Below are 20,904 nucleotides of genomic sequence, written 5' to 3'. Positions count from 1 at the left end.
CAGGGTATCTAATCCTGTTTGCTCCCCACGCTTTCGCGCCTCAGCGTCAGTTACAGGCCAGGAAGCCGCCTTCGCCACTGGTGTTCCTCCCGATATCTACGCATTTCACCGCTACACCGGGAATTCCACTTCCCTCTCCTGCACTCAAGCCTCCCAGTTTCCAGTGCATCTCCACGGTTGAGCCGCGGGCTTTCACACCAGACTTAAGAGGCCGCCTGCGCGCGCTTTACGCCCAGTGATTCCGGACAACGCTCGCCCCCTACGTATTACCGCGGCTGCTGGCACGTAGTTAGCCGGGGCTTTCTCGTCAGGTACCGTCAAGGTACCGCCCTTGTCGAACGGTACTTGTTCTTCCCTGACAACAGAGCTTTACGACCCGAAGGCCTTCCTCGCTCACGCGGCATCGCTCCGTCAGGCTTGCGCCCATTGCGGAAGATTCCCTACTGCTGCCTCCCGTAGGAGTCTGGGCCGTGTCTCAGTCCCAGTGTGGCCGGTCACCCTCTCAGGCCGGCTACGCATCGTCGCCTTGGTGAGCCGTTACCTCACCAACTAGCTAATGCGCCGCAGGCCCATCTGTAAGCGGTAGCCTTGCGGCCACCTTTCAACCAACGGTCATGCGACCGAAGGTCCTATCCGGTATTAGCCCCGGTTTCCCGGGGTTATCCCGGTCTTACAGGCAGGTTGCCTACGTGTTACTCACCCGTCCGCCGCTCGATCCACTCCCGTCCGCCCGAAGGCTTCTGGAAGCTTCACGCGCTCGACTTGCATGTATTAGGCGTGCCGCCAGCGTTCGTCCTGAGCCAGGATCAAACTCTCCATCAAAGCTCATCCCAGAGGAATGAGCCCCGCACGCTTGTGCTTTGTTCAGTTTTCAAGGTTCTCTTTTTGAAAGACGTTTTCGATCATAACACACAAAAGAAAGTGTGTCAATAAGCAATCGCAAATTTAAATTTTAAAAGCTGTTCATGTTGGCAACATTATATAATATACCACAGTATACATACCAATTCAATCATCATTATTTTGCCAAAATGATTGGTGGAGCCAAGCGGGATCGAACCGTTGACCTCCACGCTGCCAGCGTGGCGCTCTCCCAACTGAGCTATGGCCCCATATTTCAACAAAAAATAACACCAAACAGACTGGCGATTCAAAATATCATGGTCGGGGAGACAGGATTTGAACCTGCGACCCCCTGGTCCCAAACCAGGTGCTCTACCAAGCTGAGCCACTCCCCGACAATGGCGGGCCCTGAGAGACTCGAACTCCCAACCTTTTGATTCGTAGTCAAACGCTCTATCCAGTTGAGCTAAGGGCCCACAATCCACTATTTTCAAATGGTGCCGAGGGCCGGACTCGAACCGGCACGGTTGTCACCAACCGCAGGATTTTAAGTCCTGTGCGTCTGCCAAATTCCGCCACCCCGGCAATTAACATGGAGCGGAAAACGGGATTCGAACCCGCGACCCCCACCTTGGCAAGGTGGTGCTCTACCCCTGAGCTATTTCCGCATTAGCATGTTGGCCAAACAATATTCATTTGAACACATAGTATCTCAAGCATTTACAATGCAATGGTGCGGGTGGAGGGATTTGAACCCCCACGCCCGTAAAGGGCACTAGACCCTGAACCTAGCGCGTCTGCCAGTTCCGCCACACCCGCATAAAAATGGAAATGGTGAGCCGCGAAGGATTCGAACCTTCGACCCTCTGATTAAAAGTCAGATGCTCTACCAGCTGAGCTAGCGGCTCACGTGTTCTGTCCCAACGGACAACTGATATAATAACACGTATTTTAGCCAAAATCAACCCCTTTTTTTCATTCCACTTTCTGCATCATGAAGGACACACAACTGTTAAACATATCACACCGAATCCTCTCAATCATAACTGACAATTATGATATACTTAATGTCAGCGGGAGGGACGACGATGTTTGGAAAAGGTAAAATCAATATTATTCGCACGTTTGCCTTGGGGCTTGTTTTTGGTGGCATGATTGTCATGTACGGCTCGTTTTTTGTCCAGGCCCAATGGGCGATGTGGCTGTTTATCATTTTAGGATTACTGATGGTTTTGGCCAGCACTTTAGTTTACTTTTGGATCGGATACATTTCTTCAACCAGAGCAGTATATGTCCTTTGCCCCAATTGCGATAAAACTACTAAAATGCTGGGTAAGGTAGATGAATGTATGCACTGTAAGCAAAAGCTTACTCTAGATCCCCAAAAGGCCACAGACGTACATTCAACACAATCAACAGACATCAATTCTACACAATAGAACTACAAAAGAACCACAAATAAAAAAGGTCCTGAACCAGGACCTCTTTTATCTCAGCTTTTAAATACCGTTTTCGAATTCTGCTACACTCAAAGAACTGCAAAAACTTTAGATCTTAATTCATCCAGTTAACCTGTTTATCTTTAAGTTTAACTTGTTCTTTACACTCAGTGCAATAGCCGTAAAACTCCATGCGGTGAGATTCAACCTGAAACCCTGTTTTTTCAGATGCCACACGCTCGACATCATATAGAAATGGATAACGGAAGTCCACTATTTTGCCGCATTCACGACAAATCACGTGATAATGTGCCTCAACGTTAGCGTCGAAACGACTAGATGCATCGCCATAGGTCAGTTCGTGAACCAAACCAGCCTCTTTAAACAAACGTAAATTATTATACACAGTGGCCACACTCATATTTGGAAACTGATCGGCCAATGCTTGATAAATCTCATCGGCTGTCGGGTGACCCATGGTATTAATTAAATAGGATAAAATTGCATGACGTTGAGGGGTCATACGGACGCCTTTTTTCTTTAATGTGTCAAGCGCTCGTGCTAATTGATTGGACACAGCCATGATCATACACCTCATTACGAATAAACCAATCCAAAAATCACACCTCTATTTACTAACATACTACAGGCACCGTGCTTTTTTGTCAATGCTGATGCCCCCAAAAGCGAACCAAACGGTTTGCAATCGAGGATTAACATGATACACCAATGCCACCTTAGTTTCTTTTTTTGCGACGAGAGTTTATTTACTTTAAACTCCACATCAATATTTGTCGAGCGTTCGCATATTTCCGCGGAAATAGTCTTTCCCTGTTTAACTTAACGATACAAATGATCATTAAAAGATTATTAAACATTGGGGTATTCTTGAATTAATGGATGAAGCATGACTTCATCTATCACCATATGTTTTGGTGCACTGGCCATATAAATGACAGCATCAGCCACATCCTCCGCTTTAAGCCAGTCTCTTTTTTGCGGATCACCTTGAATACTGTTATTAAAGTACGTATCCACCATTCCGGGATTAATGGTTCCGACCCTGATGCCCAGTTTGCGCACTTCCTGGGCCACCGCCCCAGTAAATCCCTGCACGGCGTATTTAGAAGCCGTATAAGCTGCTCCGTTTGGAATTGTTCTTCTCGCCACGTCTGAAGCAATATTAATAATTGTGCCCTGCCCCCTTTCTTTCATGTAAGGCAAGACCGCTTCCGTAAATAAAAACACCCCTTGCACATTGACTGCAAACAAGCGCTGCCATTCTTCCAGAGAGGTCGCTTCCACCTCTTTAAAGAAACCAATGCCGGCATTATTCACTAAAATATCCACTTTCCCATATTGTTCAATGGTTTGAGTGACACAAGACTGAACATCACTTTCCCGGGCCACATCCCCGCGAACCGCTAACACCCGGTGCCCCAGATGCTCCAGCTCCTGGGCCGTCTCCATCACTTCCTCTGAACTGCTGAATAAAACCACTTGCACTTGGTGTTGGGCCAATTTAAAAGCTGTCGCCTTGCCGATCCCGCGGCTGGCACCGGTGACAATGGCCACTTTGTTCTTTAACATGCGCGTTGCCTCCTTATCTTTCTGATTACTAGTATCTCCAATATAGCCCATGATACAATAATAACGCATTAAAAAAGGAGGAGATCAAGTTGGAAGACAAAAAGACTAATCATAACAGGACATATGATCAATCCGGGGCATACTATCGAGAAGCTTGCGAATATATTGTCGGCGGAGTGAACAGCCCGTCCCGCTCCTACAAGGCCGTTGGCGGAGGAACACCTGTATTTATAGAGAGGGCGGAAGGCGCCTACTTGTGGGATGTGGATGGGAATCGTTACATTGACTATTTGGGTGCATTTGGCCCGATTATTACAGGACATGCCCACCCCCACATTACGCAGGCGATTGCCGAACAAGCTGCCAAGGGGACCTTATACGGCACGCCTACACCTTTGGAGGTTAAATTCGCCAAAATGCTAAGGGAGGCTATTCCGTCCCTGGAAAAGATCCGCTTTGTGAACTCGGGAACCGAAGCGGTGATGACAACCATCCGCGTGGCTCGCGCTTACACCAACCGGACTAAAATCATCAAGTTTGCCGGGTGCTATCACGGCCACTCCGATCTTGTCCTGGTGGCTGCCGGTTCAGGTCCGTCCACTTTAGGTATCCCAGACAGCGCCGGGATTCCGCACAGTATTGCCCAAGAGGTTATTACCGTGCCGTTTAATGACCTGGCCTCCTTTGAAGAAGCCATAACTACCTGGGGCGAGGAAGTAGCTGCCGTCCTAGTTGAACCGATTGTGGGCAATTTTGGCATCGTCATGCCTGAACCAGGCTTCCTGGAAGAGGTACACCGGCTGGCACACCAGAAAGGGGCCTTGATTATTTATGACGAAGTGATTACCGCCTTCCGCTTTACCTATGGCGGGGCTCAAAACATTCTTCAACTTGAACCAGACATGACCGCCATGGGTAAAATCATCGGTGGCGGAACACCGATCGGCGCCTACGGCGGAAAGAAGGCAATCATGGAGCAAGTAGCCCCGTTAGGACCAGCATACCAAGCCGGAACAATGGCCGGGAATCCCCTTTCGTTGGCAGCAGGCATCGCTTGTCTGGAAGTGCTGCAAGAGAAAGGAACATACGCTTATCTGGATCGATTAGGCCAGAAATTGGAAGAAGGGATTCACCAATTAGCGCAGCAGTTCAGTATTCCTGTGACTATCAACCGGTTTAAAGGAGCGCTTACGGTTTATTTTGGTGTTGACCAGGTGAAAAACTATGAGGATGCGGCCAAAAGTGATGACCGCCTGTTTGCCACATTCTTTAAAGGCATGCTGAAGCAAGGCATTAATTTAGCCCCTTCCAAATACGAAGCCTGGTTTTTAACCATCCGGCACACGGATCAAGATGTGGAAGACACCTTGCAAGCCGTGGCCAACACATTTAAAACATTGGCCGCACAAGTTGATTAAAACATTGCACACACTATAATGAATAGGATATGCTGAGCAGAGAAAATCACCTTGTTAAAGGGAGCATTCAAGTTCGATGAGACTGGGAGCACGGATTATTAAAACAGGAATCGCGGTTACCCTCTCCTTATATTTGGCCACCTTGTTTAAAATGGAACCTGTGATTTTTGCTGCATTAGCCGCCGTATTGGCTATCCAGCCCTCTTTGTACCGTTCATGGCAAAATGTGTTAGAACAGTTGCAAGCCAATGTGATCGGGGCGGTGTTAGCCGTTTCCTTTACGTATTTGTTAGGCAACGAACCGATTGTCGTCGGCTTGGTTGTTGTCATTATCATTGCCATTAATCTCCAGTTGGGCTTTGAAAGAAGCATTCCCTTAGCCATTGTGACCGTGATTGCCATTATGGAATGGTCAGAGGGAAGCTTCCTCCTTTTTGCGCTGGACCGCTTTTTGCTTATCTTGCTCGGGATTGGCTCAGCCGTGATTGTCAATGCGGCCTTCTTACCGCCTAAATACGAAGAACGTTTATACCATGAATTAAATAAAGCCAACTATGATATTCTTTCTTATTTGCGCTCCAGCACGTTGGATGAACTGAACGACCGGAAATACCGGGAAGAAGTGAAGCGCATCAAGGATCTGTTGAAGAAAATTGACCAGTTATATTCGCTGTACAAAGAAGAGCGCACCTATTTCAGGAAAGTGACTTATACCAAACAACGCAAGCTGGTTCTGTTCCGCAAAATGATTCAGGCTAACCAAAAAGGGTTTGCGTTGCTTCAAAGCATTGAGAAACATAAAACTAAACTGGCCTATGTTCCCCCGGATTTAAAAGCACTGCTGCAAAAAGAGATCGATATATTGACCAATTACCACGAGCGTATTCTCTTAAAATACGAGCGGAAATTGCGGCCACACCATCCCCATGTGATTCCAACTGATGTCGTTAGCGGCAGAGACCAGGTGTTAACCCAATTTATGGCCTTATATAAGGAAAACCAAGAAAAGCAGGATGAAGACTGGATTCATTTATTTCCCCTTTTCGCCCAGCTGATTGATTATGCTGACACATTGAAACGCCTGGATAAATTGGTGGAAAGCTATTATTCCTTTCATGAAGCATAATTAATGCTCAAGCTCCTGAATTTGATACAGACGATAATAAGTGCCTTGCTTGGTCATCAGGGACTCATGGGTGCCTTCTTCCACAATCTCCCCATTCTCAATGACCACGATGCGGTCAGCATGGGCAATCGTGGATAAACGATGGGCCACAATAAATGTCGTTCTGTTCTTGGCCAGTTTTTCAATAGCTTCCTGAATCATCCGTTCTGATTCAAGATCCAAGGCTGAAGTGGCTTCATCTAAAACCAACACAGGAGGATTCTTCAGAAACAGGCGGGCTAAGGCAATGCGTTGCTTTTGCCCGCCGGATAATTTAACCCCCCGCTCCCCGATTTCCGTATCATATCCGTGGGGCAGTTCCATAATAAACTCGTGGGCATTGGCCGCTTTGGCTGCTTGAACCATCTCTTCCTCAGAAGCCTGGGGATTCCCCATCATAATGTTCTCACGCACTGAATCACTGAACAAAATACTGTCCTGTAACACCATCCCAATCTGCTCCCGCAAGGAACGCAGCTGATAATCCCTGATATCCACCCCGTCCAGGCGGATGGACCCTGCTGTCACATCGTAAAAGCGGGGCAACAAGCTGATTAACGTCGATTTGCCGCCTCCGCTCATGCCCACCAAGGCCACCGTTTCCCCCGCTTGCACATGCAGGTTGATATTCTTCAACACATACGGTGAATCCTCATGATACCGGAAACTGACCTGCTCAAAGCTGACCTCGCCTTTTATGTTGCGGGCCGTCCTGGCCCCGGGGCGATCCGTAATCTCATAGGGTTCGTCCAACAGCTCAAAAACCCTGTCCATGGAGGCTATCGCTTGGGTTAAAATGGTGGAAGAGTTAACAAAACGGCGCAGAGGACCGTAGATACGTTCCAGATAACCGTAAAAAGCGGCCAATGCTCCCGGACTCAGCTGACCCTGAATCCCCAAATAACCGCCGTAGGAGATCACCAATAATGGCGCCAAGTCGGTAATGGTATTAATCACTGCAAAGGTTTTGGCATTCCAGCTGGTATGGGTCAAGGCCCGGTCCAGAAAATGATCATTGTACTTGGCAAAATGCTGTTGTTCATGCTCTTCCAAGGCGAAGCTTTGGGTGACAGCCATGCCCTGCACCCGCTCATGCAGATGTCCCTGCAACTCAGCCAAGGCTTGTGACCGCTTTCTGGTTAACATCCTCAGCCGCTGGTAAAAATACTTGACCGCAAAGCCATACAATGGAAACACCGCGATGGCCACCAGCGTCAGACGTGCATCCAAATAAAACATAATCCCAACAGCAATAAACAGGGTGACAAAATCCAGCCACAAGTTCATCAGGCCCGTCATGACAAAATTTTTCGTTTGTTCCACATCATTGATCACCCTGGAGATAATCTCCCCCGCTTTGCGGTTGTGATAATACCTGAGGGATAATTTTTGCAAGTGTTCAAACAACCGGGCCCGGATATCGTATAAAATTTTGTTGCCTACCCATTGGGCAAAAAATTGGCGGTAATACTCCACCGGTGCACGGATCACCGTAAAGATAAAAAAGCTGGCTGCCATCACCAGGACTAACTGGTTCAGTCTTTCTCCCTGACTTAATGTCTTGGCCTGAATCAGCTCATCAATCACATACATCAGGAGCAGCGGCAACAACAAGGGGATTCCAAACTTCAAGATCCCAACAAGAATCGTAATGCCAATCATTTTCCAGTATGGCCTGACAAATTGAAAATAGCGCTTGATACTCTCCACCCGTCTTCCCCTCTAGCATGCCAATTTTTATTTATACGACAGAAACCGTTCGTACCAGCGTTCAATGTAATCGGCTTCAAAAGGACCTTTTTGCTGATGAATGAGAGAAAGAAGCTCTTCCAATCCTTGGCGCACCTTACGCACAATGTGTTCCGGGTAGTTCAGTTCTTGTCTATGCAACTCAAACTCTTCCTCATCTAAGATTACGTAAGTCATGTCTGGAAAGACTTTTACATCTAAGTCATAATCAATATATTGTAAACGGTTGTTTTTCCACTGATAAGGCGAACCGATGTTGCAATAATAATACACACCGTCTTCTTTTAACATGCCAATCGTATTAAACCATTGCCCTTTGCCAAACGTGCAGATTGCCGGTTCCCTTGTGCGCCACTCCCGTCCGTCCGCTTCTTTGACCAGCACCTGGTCATTGCCCACAATCCAGCTTTGGGAACCTGTTTGCAAGACTGTTGAGCGTTCCCAGACACGATGGACCGATCCGTCATGTTTAAAACTCACGATTTCAATTTCCTGTCCTGGATGGGGAAAACGCATTGCTAACTCCTTCCACTACGATCAATGTTACTGATTATTATACTCTTTATGTGGACAAACTGCTAATTTTTTTCATAAGAAGAGGAGTGGTTGATTACCACTCCCCACAAAAAAGCATTTGGCGTTATGCTCAGGTTTGCTGGCGTTATTGTTGTCTTTGCTGTTTCTTAGCTTCAGCTTGCTGGTTTTGCTGGCGTACTTGCTGAGCATCAGTTTCAGCAGCAAACTCAGCTTGTTGACCACCAGCAGCAGCTTGGTTTTGTCTTCTGACTTGTTGGACATTGGTTTTTTGTTGTTCGGCCACTTTTATCACCTCCACATGCCTTATGTTAGCCATGCAGATAAAAAATATGCATTGGACATTCATAATCTTTTCCAAATTTCCTTTTTGATTTTCTGGTGAGAGACAGGAAAAGGGTAGCGCTCAAGATCCTCTATGCGTTCCCAACGGGCTGCAGAAAACGGCTGGTCCTCTTGAGGGAAAACAAAACCATTTAATTTGTCCAGTGGTTCAGCTAAGTACAAACGATAGACTGAAATCTCCCAAATTAAATGGGTAAAGGTATGCTGCACCGAAGGCCATTGCTCCACCGTTGCAGTACGCAAACCGTACATGTCAAACAGATAACGGCTAATGGTCTCATCCGGTTCCTGATCGTCCCACTGAACATTTGGAAATTCATACAGCTTGGCCAGCAAACCGTTGTCCGGTCTCTGCCGGATCAGCACATGGCCCTTTTCCATAAGCACACCAGCCACAATTTTTACCGTTTTTGGCTTCTTTTTCTTTCCTTTAACTGGCAATTGATCTTGCATCCCAGCCTGATAGGCCCGGCACACCTCTTGTACAGGGCAGGTTAGACAGTGGGGAGATTTGGGGGTGCAGACTAATGCCCCCAGTTCCATTAAACCTTGATTAAAGTATGATGCCCGTCCTTTAGGGATTAAATGCCTGACAATCTCTTCAAACAAATGGCGCGTTTTTACCTTCTGAATATCTTCCTCAATATGTAAAAGCCGTGAAATAACCCGCAACACATTACCATCCACGGCCGGTTCCGGCTGGCCATAAGCAATGCTTAAAATGGCCCCTGCTGTATACGGTCCTACCCCTTTGAGCGAAGCAATTTCTTTCCTGTTGTCAGGAACGCGCCCCCCATACCGCTCTTTTACCTCTTTGACAGCCTGATGCAAGTTACGGGCCCGGGAATAATAGCCCAGCCCTTCCCAATATTTCAGGACCTCTTCCTCCTCTGCTTCAGCCAGCGCTTCCAGGGTGGGAAAGCGGGAAATGAACCGTTCATAATAAGGGATCACAGTATCCACTTGCGTTTGTTGCAACATGACTTCAGAGACCCAAATTTTATAAGGATCCTGGTCTTTACGCCAAGGCAGCTGGCGCATATTGCGTTCAAACCAATACAGCAGCAACTTCTGAAAGGTACCAACAGGAAATGTGTTTAAATATTGTTGTGCCGCTTGCTCCAATTTGTCCCTCTCCCTTGTCATTTTTTACGACATTCTTTACAATAAGATAAGATGATTACATACGGATGGGGTGTCTGATGATGAATAAAGTACTTGCCTTTATTGTCTCCATCATTGTTGCGACCGCCTTAACCCTTGTTGTCGGCTTTGTGGTGGCCAGCATCAACGGGTATGCGTATAATTTCAGCGATGCGGTCCCTTACGGAATTATCCTGGGGCTTATTATTTATTTCTTTGGTTCATTGATTACGGCCAACGAACACTCCTGACAGCGCTGAAAAAAGAGCCTGGCGACAGGCTCTTTTTCAATTAATAGGCACCTATGGACATATTTAGAGTGTTGCCTTGCAGTCTCTATAAACACCCCAGCACAACGAGACCTGCGCTATTGGTCTGAATCTGAACCGGTACGGTCCGATGGTTTCCCATTATCTTCCTTTTGAACAGTGGCAATCTCATACTCCTCATGAAATTTTCCTGAAGCAATATGATAAATGGCCCAGCCGATGGCGCCTACAATGGACACAGCCAAAATAATGCCCATAATAAACATGGATATAAAAGCAGGGCTTGAAAACATGACAGACATATTCTGCGCTCCCTTCCGATCGGCGTGCTTCATACTCTGTTGCTTTCAAAGCTGCCGTCACTGTTCCATTATACCAGATCACGCAAAGCCTCTTCCAGACGGGGGAATTGAAACTTAAAACCCGTCTTAAGCAGCTTGTCAGGTTTGACACACTGGCCCTTCAGGATGAGGCCGGACATTTCCCCCAATAACAGCTTGAGAGCAAAACCAGGGGCGGGGAGCCAATAGGGACGCCCCAATACTTTGGCTGCCGTTTTGCCAAAAGTTTTCATTTGCACCGGATGAGGTGCTGTGACATTAACCGGCCCATCAAGATCAGGATTGCTAATCGCAAATCGAATGGCACGCACCACGTCCTGGATATGCACCCAAGATACCCATTGCCGTCCGCTGCCCACCGTACCTCCAATATATAAGCGGTAAGGCAAGAGCATTTTCTCAAGGGCACCTCCGCTTTTACCCAGTACGACCCCCAATCTCATTCTTATCACCCGAACACCCAATGGAACAGCCTGAACTGCTTCCTGCTCCCAGGCTTGTGTCACCTTAGCCAAAAAATCAGTGCCAGGCCCAGATTCTTCAGTAAATACATCCTCAAAAGAGGTGCCATAATAACCAATAGCCGAAGCATTAACCAATACTTTGGGCTTAAGCTTCTGCTCCCTGATCAACCTGACCAAGTGACGGGTGGTTTATTTTCTTGAGTGACAGTTAACCGTATGTTACCATAAGTATAGCGGTTTTAAACCCTGTGAGAAAGGAGATGGTAGGCATGACTAAAAAAGTGCTGATCTTAACCGGAGATGCTGTTGAAGCGTTGGAGGTGTTCTATCCCTATTACCGTTGCCTGGAAGAGGGATTGGAGTGTACCATCGCATCCCCCACTAAAAAGAAACTGCAAACGGTTGTTCACGATTTTGAACCCCACATGGAAACCTTTTCTGAAAAATTAGCTTATGGAATCGAGTCCCATGCCTCTGTCGATGACATTAATCCGGCTGACTATGATGGCTTAATCTTGCCCGGCGGGCGTGCACCGGAGTATATTCGTATGAATCCCAAAGTACAGGAGATCACCAAACATTTCTTGGAAACCAAAAAACCGCTGGCTGTTATTTGCCACGGCGCCTTGATCTTGACCACCATTAGAGAACATGTGCAGGGGAGAGAATTGACGGCATACACTGCATGCCGGCCAGAGGTAGAAGCGGCAGGCGCAACCTATATCGAAGAACCTTTGCATGTGGATGGCAACATTGTCTCGGCTAATGCCTGGCCTGATCTCCCAGGTTTTATGAGAGAGTTCTTTAAAAAATTGGGTGTCAAATAAGGTTAGGTAAGTCAATATAAATAATTGGTGGCTGCCCTTTGGCTCTTGGAACGCAATCGGGGCAGCCTCAAAACTAATGCAGTATTTGTGGTGATTTGGTTTGAAACAGGAGCGTTTCCGTAACTCACAAAGTTTCTACGTTACCCACCATCAATATCTTGATTCTCCTTTTTGGCGCACTTCTGCTAACAGATCAACCACATGAACTGCCTTCATGTGATCGGACAGCCCTGCACGCTGGATACCTGCCTTCATCTGTAATAAACAGCCAGGATTTGAGGTCACCAGGATATCAGCTTTCGTGGCTCTCACATGTTTCATCTTTTCATCCAATATGCGTGCTGACATCTCGGGTTGCGTCAGATTGTAGATGCCGGCCGAACCGCAACAACGATCTGCTTCAAACAGCTCCACATAAACCGCTCCCTTGATTTGGCGCAACAATTGGCGTGGCTGTTCCCTGACTTGCATCACATTCTGCAAATGGCACGAGACTTGATAAGTAATTCTTCCTTCAAGTGTTCCCCACTTGCCCACTGGACCATGATCAAGCAAAAGTTCACTGATATCTTTCACCCGCTCTGAAAACCAGCTGGCCTCTTCCGCTTCACATTCATCCTCCAATAAATGCTCATACTCCTGTAAAAAAGCCCCGCATCCTCCCGCATTAGACACAATATAGTCCACCTCTATTTCTTTAAAAGCCTGGATATTCCTGCGGGCCAATGAGCGGGCCATCTCCCGTTCTCCGCTATGAGCGTGCAAGGCCCCACAACAGGTTTGTTGCGGAGGAATGACCACGTCAAACCCTGCTTCACTCAGCAGTGTAACTGTATTTATATTAGTTTCAGTAAACAACACATCCATGACACACCCTCTGAACAAACCCACTGTTCCTTTCTTTTTTCCTTGGGCAGGGATAAAATTACCCAACTGTTCGGCCACACCCTTGGACGTAGCGGCAGGCATCACCGCCTCCATCTCCCTTAAATAAGATGGCAAGAGTTGCAAAAGCCTGCTCTTGCGCAACAGCCATTGCAAACCCGTTTTTTGGTAGATGACCAGCAATCGTCCCAGCCAGCGCAACCGCTTGGGATGGGGAAATAGGAAGTGGAAAAAGAAGCGTCGCAAAACCCGCACCCAAACCTTATGGCGGGCATGATCTTCCAGTGCATCGCGCGCTTGCTCCAAGAGTTCCCCATACTTAACACCAGCCGGACAGGCTGGCTCACAAGCCCGGCAACCCAGGCACTGATTAAGCTGATCTTCTAACTGCTTTCCATTCTGCAGGTGACCGTCAACAGCGGCTTTCATCAAGGCAATCCGTCCCCGGGGAGAAGATGCTTCCCGGCCTGTCTCCCTGTAGGTGGGACAGGCCGGCAGACAAAAACCACAGCGCATACAATTGGATAATTCGTCATAATTGAGCCTGTCCTGCAGACGCCGTGTGACCGGAGTTTTTTCAACTTGAGGCATTTTGCCTTGAATCTCCTTTGTCTTCATCTGTTAATCACCACTCTCTTGCGGGTTTGGCCGGCAAACATTTTTCCAGGGTTTAGAATGTTTTTCGGATCGAATGCCCGTTTAATCCCTTTCATCACCTCTATACCAGCCGGGCCCACTTTCCATTCCAAAAAAGGAGCCTTGACGATACCTACACCGTGTTCGCCTGTAATGGTTCCTCCCAGCTCCAATGCAGCGGCAAAAATCTCTTCAAACGCTTCTTCCACCCGTTCAATTTCGTCTTGATCCCGGGCATCGGTCATACATGTCGGATGAAGATTGCCGTCACCTGCATGGCCGAAGGTACAGATACGGACGTTATATTTGGCGCCAATCTCTGCAATTTTTTCCACCATGGTCGCAATCTGAGAACGTGGTACTGTAGCATCTTCCAAAATGGTGGTCGGTTTAAGGCGTGCCAAGGCGGACAAGGCACTGCGGCGTGCAGTCATAAGTTCCTCTACTTCCCGCATGTCTTTGGCCACTTTGATTTCCCGCGCTTCTTCCATACAAATTGCCCTCATTTTTTCCATATCCTCTTCCACCACAGCAGGATGTCCGTCCTGTCCGATCAATAAGATGGCTTTCATGTCAGTGGGAAGGCCGATCTTAGCATAGTCTTCTACCACCAAAATGGTGCCATGATCCATAAACTCCAGCGTACTGGGAATGATACGGGCAGCGATAATTTTGGAGACCGTCCGGGCAGCAGCATACATATCATCGAAATAGGCCAACATCACGCTTGTGGCCTGCGGTTTAGGCAAAAGCTTCACCGTTGCTTCTGTGATGACAGCTAAGGTGCCTTCAGATCCGACCAGCAATTTCGTTAAATCGTAGCCGGCCACATCCTTCATCAATTTGCCTCCCGTATGAATCACTTCCCCGTTGGGCAAGACAGCTGTTAAACAGATCACATAATCCTTTGTGGTGCCATATTTCAGTCCGCGAAGCCCCCCGGCACACTGGGCAATATTTCCACCTAACGTAGAGACCAACATACTGCCTGGGTCGGGGGGGTAAAATAATCCTTTAGCTTCGACTGCTTGATGCAGCGCTTTGGTGGTGAGACCGGTTTCAAAAGTAGCTGTTAAGTTTTCCTCATCAATTTCCAGCAAACGGTTCATACGTGTGGTCACCAGGACCACCCCACCATGGACCGGAACGGTGCCACCGCACAAATTGCTGGCCGCCCCCCTGGTGTAAACAGGGATTTCATACTGATGACATATCTTCAACACGGCACTGACTTGGTTGGTCGATTGCGCATAGATCACTGCCTCAGGCATGGCCTGCAGCATGGGTGTAGCATCATAGGAATGACTGAGCAAACTTTCCTCATCGTCAAAATAAGCACTAACCCCGGCTGCTTCAATGAGCTTGGCACGAATCTCCCCAGTAATGCGACGCAATTTTTATTCATCTCCTTTTTGTCAAACCTTAAAAATACATATATCGGGCCATTGTGTATAAATCAGGTCATATGATGATTTTGGCCGACACAAAATGAGTATGCTCTCCACCATGATTATAGCTGAACCCAAATGTGTTGTAAATTCATTCTTGCTTGATCTGTCAAACAATCATTTTTTTTTAAAAAAGAGATTGAAATCAATGTGACATTTTTTTTATGATTATTTATAGATCTGATGACCTTATCATACTATGGGTGGTTTGAAAGCTTGACCCAGAGAAGGAAGTGAAAAACAAACATTAATTTTAAATAACAATTTGAAAGCGTTCTAAATGTGCCGTCTGTCTTTGCCACGGACCTGTTTTGTCCAAACTGAATAACTTAAGGGAGTGAATTGATGTGAGCGTTGGTTTATTATCCCTGTTTGCATTGACACCTATCGCCACTGTATTTATTTTTCTCGTCATTTTAAAATGGCCAGCCAAAAAAGCCATGCCACTGGCCTACATCATAACCGTACTTATGGCGCTGATCATTTGGGGTACACCCTCAAACAAAGTATGGGCTGCCTCCGTTCACGGACTGGTCACGGCATTAAACATGCTGTTTATCGTTTTTGGGGCTATATTGCTCCTTAATACGTTAAAAGAAAGCGGTGCCATCCAAGCCATCCGTAAAGGTTTTACTGATATTTCTCCGGACCGGCGCATCCAAGCCATCCTCATTGCTTGGCTGTTTGGTGCGTTCATTGAAGGATCAGCCGGGTTTGGCACTCCTGCAGCCATTGCAGCGCCATTGCTTGTTGCCATTGGCTTTCCGGCTATGGCTGCGGTCTTGGTGGCACTGATTGTTCAAAGCACACCCGTTTCTTTTGGAGCTGTAGGAACACCCATTCTGGTCGGTGTCAACAGCGGCCTTGACGGGCAAGAAAATGTACTAGCAGCCATTGGCTCAACACCTTTTTCAGAATATTTATTTCAAATTGGGGTTAAAGTGGCCATGATCCATGGTTTGGTTGGCGTATTGATCCCCTTGATCATGGTCGCAAAGAAACATTCGACTTTGAAGAACGCAGCAAGTGGGAACCCCAATGGATTGGTAAATTAAATGAGGTTTCCCAGCAATCAACCGAAACGCCTGCCATGTCCCTGTTAAGAGCTTGGTCCCCTTATATTATCGTTGCCGGTTTGTTGGTTATCACACGAACCGTTGATACGGTTCAGGCTGCATTGCGGCACGAGTATGTGACTCTTTCAATTACCGATATCTTTGGTTCAGGTATTTCAACTTCGTCTCAACCGCTTTATTTACCTGGATTTATCTTTATCGTGGCTTCTTTAGCTACCTACTTCATCCATAACATGTCCAAAAAAAGACATTACATCCGGGCCTGGTCTGATTCGTTGAAGACCACGTTTAGTGCTGCTACAGCCCTGATATTTGCTGTCCCCATGGTGCAAGTGTTTCTCAATTCTGCGACAGATGAGCTGGCCAGTATGCCGCTTGTTTTGGCAGAAGGGGTCTCTAATATGGTCGGGGGTTTATGGCCAATGTTTGCCCCGGCCATCGGTGCACTAGGCGCGTTTATCTCAGGCAGTAATACGGTCAGCAATATGATGTTCTCGTTATTCCAGTTTGGAACAGCTGAAAGTATTGGACTCGGAGCGACCGGAGCAGGCATTGTCGTGGCCTTGCAAGCAGTCGGGGGGGCTGCCGGAAATATGATTTGTGTCCACAATGTGGTCGCTGCTTCAGCCACCGTTGGTCTCGTGGACCGTGAAGGGGATTTGATTCGCCAAGCTTTAATCCCGATGACCTATTATATTCTTGCCGCTGGTGTATTGGGTATGGCTCTGATTACCGGAGGGGCGAACCCCTGGTACTTGGCTTGGCTGGTCATCATCGGTTTATTCCTAGCCTTCATGCTTACCAACAAAGGTGCAGTTGGTGAGCAGAACATAAGCCACTCTCTTCAAAAATAACATCAGCTCGACAATGGAGGATCCATTTTTTCCTTCCCTGGTTCGTAGAGACGGCCCAGGAAATCGTGTTCCCAGCGCCACCTCTATTGTGATCATTTCTGTCATTGGTTACAATAAGAATATGTAGGTTATTCTAGGGGTGGCATTATGGGATATAAACGTGTCAGAACAAAAAAAATCTATGAAATTGTAGCTGAACAGTTAATAGAGATGATCAAAAACGGGGAATTAAAACCTGGGGATAAACTGGATTCGGTTGAACAGCTGGCCAAAAACTTTAATGTTGGCCGTTCAGCCATTCGGGAAGCATTAAGTGCATTGAGGGCCATGGGCTTGGTGCACATGAAGCAGGGAGAAGGAACTTTTGTCAATGCCTATGACTTTTCCAAGCTTTCCTTGCCCGCTACACCGGCTATTTTACTAGATAACAAGAGCATGCTGGAGTTTTTTGAAGTGCGCAAAATCATAGAAACAGGGGCCGCAAGTCTGGCAGCAACCAAACGAAAGGAGTCCGATTTAGCCCAGATGAAAGCGGCCCTGGACGAAATGAGCCGAGCGGCAGGAGATGAAGATCTCGGGGAAAAGGCCGATGTCAAATTTCATCTGGCAATTGCAGAAGCGTCTCAAAACAGTGTTTTAGTCAAGCTCATGAACCAAATTGCCGATACGATGGTAGAAACCATGAGGGAAAGCCGGCGCATCTGGCTCTATGCGGAAGAATCCACCTTTGAACGATTATATCAAGAGCATGTTTCCATTTATCAGGCCATCGTTGACCGCAATGCGCCACTAGCTGAACAACTGATGCTTGCCCACCTCGTCAAAGTTGAAGAGGTATTGATTCGTTTTAACAAAGATCTTGAACACACAAATCCGGATAAACAAACATAATTCCCAGGCTATCTTTCAAAAAGCATAGGTTTCACTTTTTCTAAGCCTCTCGTGTTGTTTTGTTCTTCTTTTTTGAACAATCATCAGATGATCATACTTTTAAATCTCAACTGAGGAGGGATTTGACATGCGCGTTTCTCTGTTCATCACCTGTCTTTCAGATTGTTTTTTTCCACGTGTAGGCCAGGCGGTCGTTCATTTATTGCGCCGTCACGGCTGCGACGTAGATTTTCCTCTCGAACAGGTCTGTTGCGGTCAGCCTGCCTATAACAGCGGTTACCATGAAGAGGCCCGGACAGCAGCGAAACAATTGATCCGCGCCTTTAAAAACGCCCAGTACGTGGTGTCCCCCTCTGGTTCCTGTGCAGCCATGATTCGCCATTATTATCCTACTTTGTTTGCAGCCGATGACGAGTGGCGTGATAAGGCCCAGCAATTTGCCGACAAAGTTTATGAATTTTCTCAATTTATGGTTAATATTCTAAAAGTTAGCTCTGTTGATGCCTGTTACGAAGGCAGAGCCACCTATCATCATTCCTGCCATATGATGCGGGGCCTGGGGATATACCAGGAGCCGCTTCAACTTTTACAGACCATAAAAGGACTGGAAGTGGCCGAGCTTCCTTATGAGCAGGACTGCTGCGGGTTTGGCGGCACATTTGCTGTTAAGATGAAAGAAATCTCTGAACAAATGGTTGATGAAAAAGTGGAACATATCCGCTCCACCCAAGCCGATATCCTGGTCGGCTCTGATATGGCTTGCCTGATGAATATCGAAGGGCGTTTGAAACGTCTTGGATATCCGGTCAAGGTATTCCATGTGGCCGAGCTGTTATATGAGGGGGTGCAGCGCTATGAGTCTGTCCAATCCCCTGCCGTTTAAAGAACGGGTGGAACAGGCCTTAAATGATCCTTTTCTTCGCCAGTCTCTCAAAAATGCCCAAGCCCGCTTCAGAGAAGGAAAACAAAAAGCTGGCCAAGCTTTAGGCAATCTTGAGGAATGGCGGACACGGGCGGAAGCGATTCGCCGCCATACCATTGAGCACCTGGATTACTATTTAGACCTATTTGCCACCAATGTGGAGAAAAACGGCGGTACCGTCTTTTTTGCCGAAACAGAACAAGAAGCAGTGGAGTACCTTATCCGTCTGGCTAAAGCAAAGCAGGCTCAAACGGTGATTAAATCCAAGTCGATGGTCTCCGAAGAAACGCATGTTAATCATCGGTTAGAAGAAATTGGAGTTGAGGCCATTGAATCTGATCTTGGAGAGTACATCATTCAATTAGCCAAAGAGATGCCTTCCCATATTATTGCCCCGGCTATTCACAAAAACCGCAAGCAGATTGCCCAGTTGTTTTCAGCGGTGGCGGGGGAAGAACTGCCTGAGGACACCTCAGCATTAACCCGCTTTGCCCGTCACCAGCTGCGGGACAAGTTCTTAAATGCCAATATAGGGATTAGCGGCTGTAACTTTGCCGTGGCGGAAACCGGTTCTATTGTGCTGGTGAGCAATGAAGGCAATGCCCGCCTGACCACAACTTTGCCTAAGACCCATGTGGTCATGATGGGCATGGAGCGCATTGTTCCCACTTGGGAAGATCTTGATGCCGTGCTTTCACTTCTGCCGCGCAGTGCCACCGGGCAAAAAATAACCAGTTATGTCACAGCACTCACCGGGCCACGGCGGGAAAATGACCAAGACGGACCGGAAGAGATGCATGTCATTATTGTAGACAACGGCCGTTCAAATGCGTTGGGCACCGATTACCAAAGCATTTTGCATTGCATCCGCTGCGGAGCCTGCCTGAACGTCTGTCCTGTTTACCGGCACATTGGCGGTCACGCCTACGGTAGTGTTTATCCAGGACCTATTGGTGCAGTGCTAACCCCTGTTTTAAAAGGATTTGATCAATGGGAAGAACTCCCCTATGCTTCCAGCTTGTGTGGCGCCTGCACAGAAGCGTGTCCGGTCAAGATCCCGCTGCACGACATGCTGATCGATCTGCGCCGGGATGAAGTGGGCCAAAAGCGGAGCCCGTGGATAGAGCGGCTGGCGTTCCGCTTGTTCGGGGCAGCCATGAAGTACCCTGCCCTCTACCGCCTGGGCCTGAAAATGGCCAAATATCTGTTAAGACCGCAAGCCGGTGAGGAAGGATTCCTGAACAAAGGACCGGGTCCCTTGAAAGCTTGGACTCAAGCCCGTGACTTTCCTGCTCCCGCACCGGAGAGCTTCCGGGAATGGTGGGAGCGGCAAGGACGCCACGGAGGTGAACCCCATGGCCGATAGACAAGCATTTTTACAGAAGATTGCCCGTAAATTGGGACGCCCCACCCCCACCAAGGTCAACCGCCCCCGTTGGAATCACCACCCTTGGGATCACCTAAGTCAAGGACGCACGCATAGAGAGCTGGTGGATCAGTTTGAACAAGAATTAAGCGCGCTTACGGGTGAAGTGGTGCGCGTCCCTGCCCTGGAAGAACTCCCGCAAACTGTCAGCCGCTGGATTCGTGAGCAAGGTTTGAAACGCTTAGTGGCCTGGCAGCATCCTTCTGCAGCAGGACAAGCCCTTGTCCAAACCCTGAATCAGTTGGCAGACATCCACACGACCTTTTGGTCTTCCTCAGCAGGGCGGGAGTCGCTGATTGCAGCAGCCGAACAAGCTGATCTGGGGGTGGTGGTGGCTGAATACGGTCTGGCTGAAACAGGTACCGTTGTGCTTTACAACCGGGGAGAACAGGGAAGATTGGTCAGCTTGCTGCCAGCTGCATGCGGGGTTGTCCTCCGCGGCTCTCGTATCGTCCCTCGCCTCACCCAGGTTTTAAGCCAGCTTAAAGGCATCGTCTCGGATTATTCCTGCATTAATTTTATTACCGGTCCCAGCCGCAGCGCAGATATAGAAATGGATCTCAGCATCGGTGTGCACGGACCGGGGCGCCTTGTGGTCTTTCTCATTGATGATCATTTGACTTAAAATGATGGTAAATC

The 20,904-nt window shown here is 47.8% G+C and carries 19 protein-coding genes, 7 tRNA genes, 1 rRNA gene and 1 pseudogene; 10 read left to right on the top strand and 18 right to left on the bottom strand.

All coding sequences use genetic code 11. The features are described from left to right. From IEW48_RS10785 to IEW48_RS10750, 8 genes are all read right to left on the bottom strand, one after another. Positions 1 to 822, bottom strand: a 16S ribosomal RNA gene (locus IEW48_RS10785); the annotation flags it as partial. 214 nt (positions 823 to 1,036) lie between these two features. Continuing rightward, positions 1,037 to 1,112, bottom strand: a tRNA-Ala gene (locus IEW48_RS10780). Between the two features lie 49 nt (positions 1,113 to 1,161). Then, positions 1,162 to 1,238 (bottom strand) — tRNA-Pro (locus tag IEW48_RS10775). A 4-nt stretch (positions 1,239 to 1,242) separates the two neighbouring features. Then, positions 1,243 to 1,319, bottom strand: a tRNA-Arg gene (locus IEW48_RS10770). Positions 1,320 to 1,338: 19 nt separating this feature from the next. Next, positions 1,339 to 1,428: transfer RNA gene (locus tag IEW48_RS10765), tRNA-Leu, on the bottom strand. Positions 1,429 to 1,436: 8 nt separating this feature from the next. Continuing rightward, positions 1,437 to 1,511, bottom strand: a tRNA-Gly gene (locus IEW48_RS10760). A 63-nt stretch (positions 1,512 to 1,574) separates the two neighbouring features. Further along, positions 1,575 to 1,662: transfer RNA gene (locus IEW48_RS10755), tRNA-Leu, on the bottom strand. Positions 1,663 to 1,675: 13 nt separating this feature from the next. Next, a tRNA-Lys gene (locus IEW48_RS10750) sits at positions 1,676 to 1,751 on the bottom strand. Positions 1,752 to 1,931: 180 nt separating this feature from the next. On the opposite strand from IEW48_RS10750, the gene IEW48_RS10745 reads away from it, so the two are divergent. Next, a complete protein-coding gene (locus tag IEW48_RS10745; protein ID WP_188623756.1) occupies positions 1,932 to 2,282 on the top strand; it encodes a DUF2614 family zinc ribbon-containing protein in 351 nt (116 codons plus the stop codon). Between the two features lie 115 nt (positions 2,283 to 2,397). On the opposite strand, the gene perR is transcribed toward IEW48_RS10745, so the two are convergent. Together perR and IEW48_RS10735 are read right to left on the bottom strand one after the other, a co-directional pair. Next, entirely contained in the window at positions 2,398 to 2,865 is a 468-nt protein-coding gene (gene perR / locus IEW48_RS10740) for a peroxide-responsive transcriptional repressor PerR (protein ID WP_276529781.1), read from the bottom strand. 287 nt (positions 2,866 to 3,152) lie between these two features. Beyond that, entirely contained in the window at positions 3,153 to 3,872 is a 720-nt protein-coding gene (locus tag IEW48_RS10735) for an SDR family oxidoreductase (RefSeq protein ID WP_188623754.1), read from the bottom strand. Between the two features lie 89 nt (positions 3,873 to 3,961). On the opposite strand from IEW48_RS10735, the gene IEW48_RS10730 reads away from it, so the two are divergent. Both IEW48_RS10730 and IEW48_RS10725 read left to right on the top strand, forming a co-directional pair. Further along, a complete protein-coding gene (locus tag IEW48_RS10730; RefSeq protein WP_188623753.1) occupies positions 3,962 to 5,290 on the top strand; it encodes a glutamate-1-semialdehyde 2,1-aminomutase in 1,329 nt (442 codons plus the stop codon). 76 nt (positions 5,291 to 5,366) lie between these two features. Beyond that, a complete protein-coding gene (locus IEW48_RS10725; RefSeq protein WP_188623752.1) occupies positions 5,367 to 6,416 on the top strand; it encodes an FUSC family protein in 1,050 nt (349 codons plus the stop codon). Here the strand turns inward: IEW48_RS10725 and IEW48_RS10720 are convergent, their stop codons facing one another. The 4 genes from IEW48_RS10720 to mutY form a co-directional block, all read right to left on the bottom strand. After that, on the bottom strand, positions 6,417 to 8,165 hold the full coding sequence (locus IEW48_RS10720; RefSeq protein ID WP_276529780.1) for an ABC transporter ATP-binding protein: 1,749 nt from the start codon (positions 8,163 to 8,165) through the stop codon (positions 6,417 to 6,419). A 27-nt stretch (positions 8,166 to 8,192) separates the two neighbouring features. After that, positions 8,193 to 8,720 (bottom strand): DUF402 domain-containing protein, encoded by a 528-nt coding sequence (locus IEW48_RS10715; protein ID WP_007502556.1) that lies wholly within the window; start codon positions 8,718 to 8,720, stop codon positions 8,193 to 8,195. 145 nt (positions 8,721 to 8,865) lie between these two features. Continuing rightward, positions 8,866 to 9,057, bottom strand: a complete 192-nt coding sequence (locus IEW48_RS10710; protein WP_083813803.1) for a gamma-type small acid-soluble spore protein — start codon at positions 9,055 to 9,057, stop codon at positions 8,866 to 8,868. Positions 9,058 to 9,083: 26 nt separating this feature from the next. Beyond that, positions 9,084 to 10,229 (bottom strand): A/G-specific adenine glycosylase, encoded by a 1,146-nt coding sequence (gene mutY, locus IEW48_RS10705; protein ID WP_371874863.1) that lies wholly within the window; start codon positions 10,227 to 10,229, stop codon positions 9,084 to 9,086. A gap of 59 nt (positions 10,230 to 10,288) precedes the next feature. Here mutY and IEW48_RS10700 point away from each other — a divergent pair, with 59 nt between their 5' ends. After that, positions 10,289 to 10,477, top strand: coding sequence for a DUF2929 family protein (locus IEW48_RS10700; protein WP_188623750.1), 189 nt, complete (start codon positions 10,289 to 10,291; stop codon positions 10,475 to 10,477). A gap of 116 nt (positions 10,478 to 10,593) precedes the next feature. Here the strand turns inward: IEW48_RS10700 and IEW48_RS10695 are convergent, their stop codons facing one another. Both IEW48_RS10695 and IEW48_RS10690 read right to left on the bottom strand, forming a co-directional pair. Next, the gene (locus IEW48_RS10695; RefSeq protein ID WP_007502552.1) at positions 10,594 to 10,797 is read right to left on the bottom strand and encodes a hypothetical protein; all 204 of its coding nucleotides are present in this window, start codon (positions 10,795 to 10,797) and stop codon (positions 10,594 to 10,596) included. A 68-nt stretch (positions 10,798 to 10,865) separates the two neighbouring features. Next, on the bottom strand, positions 10,866 to 11,477 hold the full coding sequence (locus IEW48_RS10690) for a TIGR01777 family oxidoreductase (RefSeq protein WP_188623749.1): 612 nt from the start codon (positions 11,475 to 11,477) through the stop codon (positions 10,866 to 10,868). 92 nt (positions 11,478 to 11,569) lie between these two features. Between IEW48_RS10690 and IEW48_RS10685 the strand changes: the two genes are divergently transcribed. Then, a complete protein-coding gene (locus tag IEW48_RS10685; protein WP_188623748.1) occupies positions 11,570 to 12,127 on the top strand; it encodes a DJ-1/PfpI family protein in 558 nt (185 codons plus the stop codon). A gap of 150 nt (positions 12,128 to 12,277) precedes the next feature. On the opposite strand, the gene IEW48_RS10680 is transcribed toward IEW48_RS10685, so the two are convergent. Together IEW48_RS10680 and IEW48_RS10675 are read right to left on the bottom strand one after the other, a co-directional pair. Beyond that, positions 12,278 to 13,630: a (Fe-S)-binding protein gene (locus IEW48_RS10680; protein ID WP_188623747.1), complete on the bottom strand. Its 1,353-nt coding sequence runs from the start codon at positions 13,628 to 13,630 to the stop codon at positions 12,278 to 12,280. Then, positions 13,627 to 15,042, bottom strand: a complete 1,416-nt coding sequence (locus IEW48_RS10675; protein WP_371874862.1) for an FAD-linked oxidase C-terminal domain-containing protein — start codon at positions 15,040 to 15,042, stop codon at positions 13,627 to 13,629. The genes IEW48_RS10680 and IEW48_RS10675 overlap by 4 nt, the downstream gene beginning before the upstream one ends. Before the next feature lie 401 nt (positions 15,043 to 15,443). Here IEW48_RS10675 and IEW48_RS17760 point away from each other — a divergent pair. The 5 genes and pseudogenes from IEW48_RS17760 to IEW48_RS10650 all read left to right on the top strand — a co-directional run bounded on the left by IEW48_RS17760 (position 15,444) and on the right by IEW48_RS10650 (position 20,890). Continuing rightward, a pseudogene (locus IEW48_RS17760) lies at positions 15,444 to 17,026 on the top strand (L-lactate permease). Between the two features lie 147 nt (positions 17,027 to 17,173). Next, positions 17,174 to 17,917 carry a FadR/GntR family transcriptional regulator gene (locus IEW48_RS10665; protein WP_188623746.1) on the top strand — a complete coding sequence of 248 codons (744 nt, stop codon included), beginning with the start codon at positions 17,174 to 17,176 and terminating at the stop codon, positions 17,915 to 17,917. Positions 17,918 to 18,044: 127 nt separating this feature from the next. Then, positions 18,045 to 18,800 (top strand): (Fe-S)-binding protein, encoded by a 756-nt coding sequence (locus IEW48_RS10660; RefSeq protein WP_188623745.1) that lies wholly within the window; start codon positions 18,045 to 18,047, stop codon positions 18,798 to 18,800. Next, the gene (locus IEW48_RS10655) at positions 18,772 to 20,205 is read left to right on the top strand and encodes a LutB/LldF family L-lactate oxidation iron-sulfur protein (RefSeq protein ID WP_188623744.1); all 1,434 of its coding nucleotides are present in this window, start codon (positions 18,772 to 18,774) and stop codon (positions 20,203 to 20,205) included. Before IEW48_RS10660 ends, IEW48_RS10655 begins: the two co-directional genes overlap by 29 nt. After that, a complete protein-coding gene (locus IEW48_RS10650; protein ID WP_188623743.1) occupies positions 20,195 to 20,890 on the top strand; it encodes a LutC/YkgG family protein in 696 nt (231 codons plus the stop codon). Before IEW48_RS10655 ends, IEW48_RS10650 begins: the two co-directional genes overlap by 11 nt. Positions 20,891 to 20,904: the final 14 nt, after the last annotated feature.

The organism is Caldalkalibacillus thermarum (assembly GCF_014644735.1).
GTDB classification, from domain to species: domain Bacteria; phylum Bacillota; class Bacilli; order Caldalkalibacillales; family Caldalkalibacillaceae; genus Caldalkalibacillus; species Caldalkalibacillus thermarum.
The sequence above is the reverse complement of the archived record's forward strand: the minus strand, read 5'-3'. Positions and strand labels throughout refer to the sequence as shown.